This window comes from Chryseobacterium sp. VD8, from assembly GCF_037149975.1.
GTDB lineage: Bacteria > Bacteroidota > Bacteroidia > Flavobacteriales > Weeksellaceae > Chryseobacterium > Chryseobacterium indicum.
Genome location: NZ_JBBCQL010000172.1, coordinates 1 through 9789 on the forward strand (window position 1 = coordinate 1; position 9789 = coordinate 9789).

Consider the following 9789-nt stretch of genomic DNA (forward strand, 5'->3'; position numbering starts at 1 on the left):
CAATATTACCGATGCCATAACTCCTTTTAAAGAAAAGTTTGATATTATTTTTCATGCTGCTGGTAAAGCGCATTCTGTTCCTAAAACTCAGGAAGAAGAAAGTGTATTTTACAAAGTAAATTTTGAAGGAACAAAAAACCTTTGTAATGCTTTGGAAGAAAATCTGCCGGAATATTTTGTTTTTATAAGCACAGTGGCTGTTTATGGTAAAGATTTCGGTGAAAATATAACTGAAGATATGCCATTGGAAGGATACACGCCTTACGCTGAAAGCAAATTGATGGCAGAGGAATTTCTTACTAAATGGTGCAAAGAAAAGAATGTAAAATTGTTCATTCTCAGACCTTCTTTAATTGCAGGACCCAATCCTCCGGGGAATCTGGGAGATATGATTAAAGCGATTAAATCGGGAAAATATTTTAATATTGCAGGAGGAACAGCAAGAAAAAGTGTATTCTGGGTGGAAGATTTTGCTGAGATAACCGTGAAAATGCTGGGAAAAGAGGGTGGAATTTATAATGTTTGCGATGATGCAAATCCTGCTTTTAAAGAAATCTCTGAAAAAATCTCAGCCAAATTAAACAAGAAATCTCCGAAAAGTATTCCTTTTTTTCTGGCAAAATCAATGGCTTTAGTGGGTGACTTATTGGGAAATAAAGCTCCGATTAATTCTTTAAAATTGAGAAAAATAACAGATTCTCTTACATTTTCTAATGAAAAAATAAAGAGAGAATTAAATTATAATCCTTCAAACGTAATAGAAAAATTTCAACTGTAAACTATGGAATTTTTAATCGTAACAATTCTGCTTTTTATATCTATGCTCATCTATTTTAGAATAGCAGATAAATACAATATTATTGATAAGCCTAATCACAGAAGTGCACATACACAGATCACATTGAGGGGAGGAGGAATTATTTTTCCTGTTGCTTTCATTATCTTTTCTGCATTTAACTTTAATGAAGTCATAGAAAACTACTGGTCATTTGGTTTAGGATTACTGGCAATAAGTACGATCAGTTTTATAGATGATATTGTAACCCTTTCAAATAAAATAAGGCTTTCCGTTCATTTTATTTCCGTGGTTTTACTGCTGTATTTTACAGGAGCTTTCAATGTGATGCCAATCTGGGTTTGGCCTATATTGTTTATTCTGATTATTGGTACATTGAATGCCTATAACTTTATGGATGGCATCAACGGAATGACAGGTTTATACAGTTTAGTTGGCTTATCATCATTATTATACATTAATGAAAAAGTAATTTCATTCACCGATGAAAACTTTATTCTTTATCCTGTTTTAGCCTGCGTCGTTTTTCTGTTCTTTAACTTCAGAAAAAAAGCAAAATGTTTCGCGGGTGATGTCGGAAGTATGGGAATTGCTTTTTGGGTAATCGGTCTTATTACCTTATTAATTATGAAAACTCAGGACTATAAATATATATTTCTTCTTTCCGTATACGGAATCGAAGTAGTTCTTACCATAATAGAAAGATTACTGCTTAAAGAAAATATATTTGAGGCACACAGAAGACATTTATACCAGCTTTTTGCCAACGAAAAAAAGGTTTCCCATCTGCTGATAAGTTTTGTTTATGCTTTGGTGCAGGCAATTATAAATTTATTTTTAATATATTCACACTGGGCAATCTGGATTATTATTCCTGTGATTTTTATTCCCATAGGCATCATTTATCTCGGATTGAAATGGAGCTTGAAAAAACAATATCAACTATAATAAGTACTGATTCAAGAAATAAAAGTTATGAAAATAAAAGAAACTCCTTTAAAGGACTGTTATATTATAGAACCGACAATTTTCGAAGACGACAGAGGATATTTTTTCGAAAAATTCAATGAAAAGAAATTTGAGGAACTTACCGGAATGAATGGACATTTCGTGCAGGATAATATTTCAAAATCTTCTTATGGTGTTTTGAGAGGGCTTCATTTACAGAAAGGAGAACACGCACAGGCAAAACTGGTATCCTGTCTGGAAGGAAAAGTCTGGGATGTTGCTGTAGACCTGAGAGAAGATTCACCTACATTTGGAAAGTGGTTTGGGATTGAGCTTACGGCGGAAAACAAAACACAACTTTATATTCCACGAGGTTTTGGACATGGATTTTCTGTTTTAAGTGAAACTGCAGTTTTTTCTTATAAATGCGATAATTTTTATAATAAAGAATCAGAAGGATGCGTAAAATATAACGATCCGGATCTGAATATCGACTGGAAAATCTCTGACAGTGAAGCTGTACTTTCTGAAAAGGATGAAAATGCAGCAAGCTTTAAAGAAAAGAATTTTTAATATTATGAAAGCCACTTATTGAAGTGGTTTTTATTTTTTAATACAGACTCTTCAATATTTTGTATCTTTGCAAACTCAAAATCAAAAAGATGCGTACAAAATCTGTAGGGAAGAAAAAAATAAATGTAGTAACGTTGGGTTGTTCCAAAAATGTATATGATTCCGAAGTTTTAATGAGTCAGCTTAAAGCCAATGGCAAAGAAGTGGTACATGAAGATAAAGGAGACATTGTTGTAATTAATACCTGCGGATTTATAGACAATGCAAAAGAAGAATCTATTAATACGATTCTTGATTATGTAGAAGCAAAAAACAGGGGAGAAGTTGAGAAAGTTTTTGTAACAGGATGTCTTTCGGAAAGATATAAGCCGGATCTGGTAAGAGAAATTCCGGATGTAGATCAATATTTCGGGACGAGAGATCTTCCTGTTTTATTAAAACATTTAGGAGCAGATTACAAACACGAATTGGTTGGGGAAAGACTAACCACTACACCCAAACATTACGCATACTTAAAGATTTCCGAAGGCTGCGACAGACCTTGTTCATTCTGTGCAATTCCTCTCATGAGAGGAGGTCACGTTTCAACTCCGATTGAAAAACTGGTTACAGAAGCACAGAAATTGGCAAAAAAAGGAACCAAAGAACTGATTTTGATTGCGCAAGATCTTACTTATTATGGTTTAGATATTTATAAAAAACGCGCGCTTGGAGACCTTTTAAAAGAATTGGTAAAAGTGGAAGGAATTGAATGGATTCGTCTTCATTATGCTTTTCCGAGCGGATTTCCGGAAGATGTTCTGGATATCATCAGAGAAGAACCGAAAGTCTGCAACTATATAGATATTCCTCTTCAGCACATCAATTCAGATTTATTAAAATCGATGAAGAGAGGGACTACTCACGAAAAAACGGATGCTCTTCTTTCAAAATTCAGAGAAAAAGTTCCGGATATGGCGATCAGAACAACACTTATCGTAGGTTATCCCGGAGAAACTCAGGAAATTTTCAATGAACTTAAAGACTGGGTAAGAGAACAGAGATTCGACAGACTAGGATGCTTTACTTACTCTCACGAAGAAAATACAGGAGCTTATGTATTGGAAGATGATATTCCGCAGGAAGTGAAGGAAGCGAGAGTAGAAGAAATTATGGAGATTCAGTCCCAGATTTCATGGGAGAAAAATCAGGAGAAAATTGGGAACGTGTATAAATGTATCTTCGACAGAAAAGAAGGAAATTATTTCATTGGACGAACAGAATATGATTCTCCGGACGTAGATAATACCGTTTTGGTTTCTGCAGAAAATACATATATTTCTATCGGAGATTTTGCTGAGGTAAAGATTACCTCGGCTGAGGAGTTTGATCTGTATGGCGAATTAATTTAAAATTATTCCCAATTAGTTGATTTTTTATTAAAAAAAGGCGTATATTGTTCTGATTAATATAATGTTATTGATTTATTAATAAAAATTAACATTTATGAAATCGCGAGTGTTAATTTTTTAATTTGCTGATTATCAATGCTCTTTTGTTTTTGTAAATTAAATTGTTAAAACTTTTTCATCTATTGTTATGAAAATAATTTTAAAAATATTAACTTTGCATTATAAAGAGATTTTACATAAGTATTAAGCTATCAATTAAGCTTTTATAAAATGTAAAAAAAATGTTTTTTGAAATTATATAATTAAAAATATTTTATTTTTACTAATGGATGCACACATTGGGGATGGCACCCTGATCTGAGAAACACATTCGTTAGTTAAAATGTAATTTAAAATCTTTAAAAACTTATGAAAAAATTTTTATTAACAGCGACTATGTTAGTCGGATTTGTAGCAATCGCTCAGGCTCAGCAAGGAAGAGTGGGGATTAATACAACTACTCCCGCTGCTACTTTAGATGTTGTCGGTACTCCTACTGACGCAACTAAGCCGGACGCATTATTGGTCCCTCGTTTGACAAGAGGTCAGTTACAGGCAAAAGATGCTGTGTATACTGCAACACAGAACGGGGCATTGGCATTTGTTTCCTCAATTGCTGATGGTGCTGCTTCTGGAAAAGCAGTAAATATTACTGCCACTGGATTCTACTACTATGATGCAACAAACTCAGTTTGGGTTGCCGTAGGTGGAGGAGGTTCTGCTACTGATACAAGTATTTATCTTAATGATGGTACTTTAGCAGGAAATAGAACTGTAACACAAAACAACAATAATTTAACTTTTTCTACGGGAACAGCAAAAACAATCGTGAATGGTAATTTCCAGACACAGGGTGCTGTATACGCTACCAGTGTAAGAACATATACAGGTTCTACTAACGTAGATTGGAATTCTAGCGACTATTTAGTTGTTATTACAAATAATGCTATTAGCGGACAGCTTGCATTACCAAGCCCGACAGGAGCAAATACTGGTAGAGTTCTTATGATTAGAAATAATACGGGGGGTGCTGTAGCTCCTACAAATGCAAATGGTATTGCATGGCCTTTGAACTTTCCTAACTTAGCCGGAGGTTCTGCTGCTATGTTTATTTCAGATGGAACTAACTGGTGGAACAGTGCAAGTAGATAATACATTAATATTTAATAAAACAAAGCAATGAAAAATATATTTAGAGCCTTATTAGGAATTTCCCTTACGGTATTGGGTGTTAACTCTGCATCTGCTCAGGTAGCTAGTAATGGTATCGTAGCTAATAATATTACTGGAGAAAATCCATTCTTTGATGCTTCTTCTAATTTCGATACAGCATCTACAGGTACTGCCAATAATGTTGGAAAGGGATTGTATTTTCCAACTACTAACTTGGTAACATGGACATTTAAAACAACAAATTTAGATGGTGTAACTTTCCCAACTGCTTTTGATGGCATGATTGTTTACAACAGTGGTACAGGTAATACTGTTTCAGGACAAGGTGTTCAGGTAGCTGTAACTCCAGGGTTTTATTACTTCTCTAATCCTGGTCAGTCTACAAGTATTGCCAATGGAAGATGGTTGCCATTAGGTGCTGCTTCTGCAAAATTTAATGCTGTAAATAACGCTTTAGCCGGTGTTGCAACAAACACATTGGTAGATGGTAATCCTGTTTATGCATATAAAGGACAGTTTACTACAACAGGAAGTTCAACAGCAGTAACTTTAGCTGTTCCAACAGGTCTTACTTCAATGTACGGAATTACAATCTTTAAAAAGGCTTCTACCGGAAATAAAATAGTTTTCTCTAAAGAATTATATTCTTATGATTCAACAACCGGTGCAGCAGTTACAGGTTCTCCAAGCATGTCTGTTGTTTATCCTGCAGATACTTATGACTATATTATTGAATATTTCAAATAATATTTTAAAAATATCTATATACAAAACCAATGAGACTTCTCATTGGTTTTTTTATTGATGAATTTGTTTAAATTTTTTATAAATAAATTATTCTCTATTGTGGAAATATAAAGACACAGGATTTTATTAGTTTCAAAACTTAAAACGCAAGAAAATCAAAGATTTTTTAATAAGGATTCAATCTTAATTTCATCGTAGATAAAATCTTTGCAGCTTAAGAGGAGAACGTATTTAATGAATATTTTGCGCCTTTGCGATGATTATAGTTTAAATAATCAGAATGCTTTAAAATGTTTTTTTATTACATGATTTTTAAATCAAATGCTAAATATTATTATCCTGAATTCATACTAATTGATATTGACTGTAGGTCGGTGTAACCGTGATATCACCCAATTGATTTAAAAATTTATTTGTTGGAAAAGCAAATGCTAAAATTCATTAACTTATTGATTGGTAGATGAATAATTGTGTTAAAAAAATCTTAATCTTAATTATTTAGTTAAAATTGTTAACTTTTACTTTTGTTTTTTAACACTTTTTAACAGTGCGTCTTAAGTAGCCTGTTTATAGGGGGTTAAGAAAAATATTAACATAAAATTTTACTTTCATTAACACTTGTTAACAAATAAAGTAGGCACTTTAAAAGATTCCTTATAGATTTGCCCCTGTCAAAACCAATAAAATTTCAAAATGATGAAAAGATTCATTCTCGTAATCATAATGATGATTTCAACCCTTGGTATTTATTCTTTCAAAATGAATGCCATAGATGCGAAAAAAACAAGTTATGCATCGTACTACCACGATAAATTTAACGGTAGAAAAACAGCAAGCGGAGAGATCTTTGATAATGCAAAGTTCACCGCAGCCAACAGAACGCTTCCATTTGGAACAAACATTAAGGTAACCAACCTTAATAATGGTAAAGAGGTAATAGTGAAAGTAAATGATAGAGGACCTTACCATTCATCAAGAGCTTTAGATATGTCTAAAGCAGCGTTCGATGAAATCGGAGATACCGGCAGAGGTACAATTCCGGTGGAATATGAAATTGTCGACTAAAATTTATGATTTAAATTTTAAAAAGCCAACTGATTCAGTTGGCTTTTTGCTTTGTTTTAAAGGCTTAATTCTACCAGAGCAGGACAATGGTCAGAATGTACGGCTTCTTTCAGAATAACGGCTCTGGAGAGCTTATCTTTTAAACTGTAGGAAGTGAAGTTATAATCCAGTCTCCATCCCTTATTTCTTTCCCGGGAATTTTGTCTGTAACTCCACCATGTATAATGATCGGGTTCATTATTAAAAAACCTGAAACTGTCGATCAGTTCACATTCATTGATGAAATTCGTCATCCATTCTCTTTCCATCGGTAAAAAGCCGGAAACATTTTGTAAACCTTTCGGATTATGAATATCTATTGCTTCATGACAGATATTAAAATCTCCTGAAATAATAAGATTCGGAATTTCTTTCTTTAAATTTTTAATGTATTCTAAAAAATCATGGCAAAACTGCATTTTAAAATCCAGCCGTTCGATATTTGAAGCTGAAGGAACATATACAGAAATGGCAGAAAATCCATCAAAATCTGCACGGATGATTCTTCCCTCATTATCATAGCTTTCAATACCGCAGCCGTATTCTACATGGTTGGGCTTTATTTTAGACGCAATTCCAACGCCGCTGTAGCCTTTTCTTACTGCGGAATGCCAGTAACTGTGATATCCCAGTTTTTCGAGACTTTCAATATCGATCTGGTCGTTTCCGGCTTTACTCTCCTGAATGCAGATAATATCAGGATCAGCCGTTTTCAGCCAGCCTAAAAAATCTTTCGTAAAAGCAGCACGGATTCCGTTAACGTTATAAGTGATTAATTTCATAATTCAAAAGTATTAATAAAAAAGAAGCGGAAAAAATCTTTGATTTTTTCCGCCCCTCTCGTCACCCGAAGTCAAACTATGAAAACTACTTGGGTTCCAAAATACTGAATGGAATGATGCACTCTTCCAGTGAAATTCCTCCATGCTGATACGTTTCTTTATAATAATTCACAAAGTGATTATAGTTCTTTGGATAAGCAAGGAAAATATTATTCTTCGCAAAAATATATTTAGAACTTAAATTTCCTTTCGGTAAAAACAGCTTTTCAGGATTCGTAATTGCCCAAACATCACTGTCGTCATAAGTTAAGCTTTTTCCGGTCTTGTAACGGATATTCGTAGAAGTTTCTCTGTCTCCTACAACTTTACTCGGTTTTTTAACATAAACAGTTCCGTGATCCGTAGTAATCACTAGCTTAAAACCGTTTTCTGCGGCAACCTTGATGATTTTCAATAAAGAAGAATTTTCAAACCAGTTCAACGTTAAAGACCTGAAGGTTTTATCATCACGGATCAGCTGATCCACAATATGATTATCTGTTTTCGCATGAGAAAGAATATCAATGAAATTATAAACAATTACCAACAGATCATTGTTTTTGTGCTGGTTAAAATCGTCGTAAATCTTTCTCTCAAAATCAGCATTCAATACTTTCAGATATTTCATGGATTTCGAACTAAGACCGATTCTTTTCATCTGATCTTCCAGAAAATCGCGCTCAAATTCATTTTTATTTCCTTCTTCATTATCGTTAAACCATTTGTCAGGAAAACGCTTCTCAATTTCAGAAGGCATTAAACCTGCAAAAAAAGAATTTCTTGCATATTGCGTTGCCGTGGGAAGAATACTGTAGTAATAATCCTCAGAAACCTTGTTGTAATACTTCGTAAATAAAGGTTCAATAACTTTCCACTGGTCATAACGAAGATTATCAACCATCAGAAGCAGAACCTTATCTTTTTCAACCTCAGGTTTCACTTTATCCTTGAAAAGCGTATGGCTCATGATCGGTTTATCCGAATCGTGAAGCCAGTCTTCGTAATTTTTTTCAATAAATTTGGCAAACTGGATATTGGCTTCCTCTTTCTGTGACTGAAGAAGATCCGCAAACTCATTATCCGTTACTTTATCAAATTTAATTTCCCAGTTAAGGATTTTCTTATAATATTCCGCCCAATCCTGATACGTTCTCAAATAAGAAAGCTCCATCGAAAGATTTCTGAATTCCTGCTGATACTGCAGAATCGTTTTCTGCTCCACAAGATTATCCTGCTGAAGATTTTTCTTTAATGACAGTAAAATCTGGTTCGGATTTACCGGCTTCAGGATGTAATCTGCAATCTGCGATCCGATTGCTTCCTCCATAATATGCTCTTCCTCACTTTTCGTTACCATAACGATTTTCAGTGAGTTATCTTTATCCTTAATCATCGGAATCGCTTCGAGACCTGAAATTCCGGGCATATTCTCGTCGATCAGCGTCAGTGCAAACTTCTCCGAGTCCATGAGTTCCAGAGCCTCATTAACATTATTAACGGGAGTTACCTGATATCCCTTTTTTTCAAGAAAAACGATGTGTGGTTTTAGTAAATCTATTTCATCATCTATCCATAATATCTTTTCCGACATAATTATTTTTTTACATGGTTATTGTATCAAATTGCTGACCAATTAATTCTAAAATCTGCCAAAATCCGCAGATGTAAAGTTAAATATAAGTTAAATGAAATAACGTAATAATTGTGTTTTTGTTTTGTCTATTGCCCACTTTTTAAATATTCAAGAGCTCTTTCCATGATTTCGTCTTTTCCCTGCTGGATTCCCTTCACCGTAGGACGTACGATAATGTCCGGAATAATCCCGATTCGCTGCGTTTCTCTTCCGTCCGGATAATACGCTCCCAAACCCGTAAAACACGTTTTAAGACCAGCAATATTAAATGAAATGACGTCACCGTTTGCTCCGGAAGTATAGCCTCCGATTACTTTTGCTTTAGGATGCTGCTTAAGCATCATTACGGTTGTTTCAGCCTGACTTTGCGTAACCTCATTCACCAGAATGACCACATTTCCTTTATAATAATCCGGATTATTTCTTCCGATGTTGTTTTTACGGCGGTAAAATTTGCTTAAATAATTGGTTTCTGGAAAAATAAATTCATAATAAATTTTATTTTCAGGAAGCAGCAACCTGCTTAACGGCAAAATTGTCATTTTCGGATAATTTCGGGAGTCG

10 protein-coding genes are annotated in these 9789 nt (G+C 34.1%); 7 read left to right on the forward strand and 3 right to left on the reverse strand.

Going from position 1 to position 9789, the window contains the following annotated elements; all coding sequences use genetic code 11:
• The 7 genes from WFK35_RS16435 to WFK35_RS16465 all read left to right on the forward strand — a co-directional run.
• Positions 1 to 778, forward strand: a 778-nt coding sequence (locus WFK35_RS16435; protein ID WP_336733491.1) for an NAD-dependent epimerase/dehydratase family protein, incomplete at its 5' end; no start/stop codon positions are given.
• Between the two features lie 3 nt (positions 779 to 781).
• Positions 782 to 1744 (forward strand): MraY family glycosyltransferase, encoded by a 963-nt coding sequence (locus tag WFK35_RS16440; protein ID WP_336733492.1) that lies wholly within the window; start codon positions 782 to 784, stop codon positions 1742 to 1744.
• A gap of 27 nt (positions 1745 to 1771) precedes the next feature.
• Complete coding sequence (rfbC, locus tag WFK35_RS16445) at positions 1772 to 2317, forward strand: dTDP-4-dehydrorhamnose 3,5-epimerase (protein WP_087709307.1); 546 nt, start codon at positions 1772 to 1774, stop codon at positions 2315 to 2317.
• An 89-nt stretch (positions 2318 to 2406) separates the two neighbouring features.
• Positions 2407 to 3708, forward strand: a complete 1302-nt coding sequence (gene rimO / locus WFK35_RS16450) for a 30S ribosomal protein S12 methylthiotransferase RimO (RefSeq protein ID WP_336733493.1) — start codon at positions 2407 to 2409, stop codon at positions 3706 to 3708.
• A 408-nt stretch (positions 3709 to 4116) separates the two neighbouring features.
• Positions 4117 to 4899: a hypothetical protein gene (locus WFK35_RS16455; protein ID WP_336733495.1), complete on the forward strand. Its 783-nt coding sequence runs from the start codon at positions 4117 to 4119 to the stop codon at positions 4897 to 4899.
• Positions 4900 to 4926: 27 nt separating this feature from the next.
• Entirely contained in the window at positions 4927 to 5667 is a 741-nt protein-coding gene (locus WFK35_RS16460; RefSeq protein ID WP_214590623.1) for a hypothetical protein, read from the forward strand.
• A gap of 693 nt (positions 5668 to 6360) precedes the next feature.
• Positions 6361 to 6732, forward strand: coding sequence for a septal ring lytic transglycosylase RlpA family protein (locus WFK35_RS16465; RefSeq protein ID WP_214590622.1), 372 nt, complete (start codon positions 6361 to 6363; stop codon positions 6730 to 6732).
• Between the two features lie 56 nt (positions 6733 to 6788).
• Here the strand turns inward: WFK35_RS16465 and WFK35_RS16470 are convergent, their stop codons facing one another.
• From WFK35_RS16470 to WFK35_RS16480, 3 genes are all read right to left on the reverse strand, one after another.
• Entirely contained in the window at positions 6789 to 7553 is a 765-nt protein-coding gene (locus WFK35_RS16470; RefSeq protein WP_336733496.1) for an exodeoxyribonuclease III, read from the reverse strand.
• An 85-nt stretch (positions 7554 to 7638) separates the two neighbouring features.
• Complete coding sequence (gene porX / locus WFK35_RS16475; RefSeq protein WP_214590620.1) at positions 7639 to 9183, reverse strand: T9SS response regulator signal transducer PorX; 1545 nt, start codon at positions 9181 to 9183, stop codon at positions 7639 to 7641.
• A 128-nt stretch (positions 9184 to 9311) separates the two neighbouring features.
• The coding region (locus tag WFK35_RS16480) for a S41 family peptidase (RefSeq protein ID WP_336733497.1) at positions 9312 to 9789 on the reverse strand (478 nt) is incomplete at its 5' end.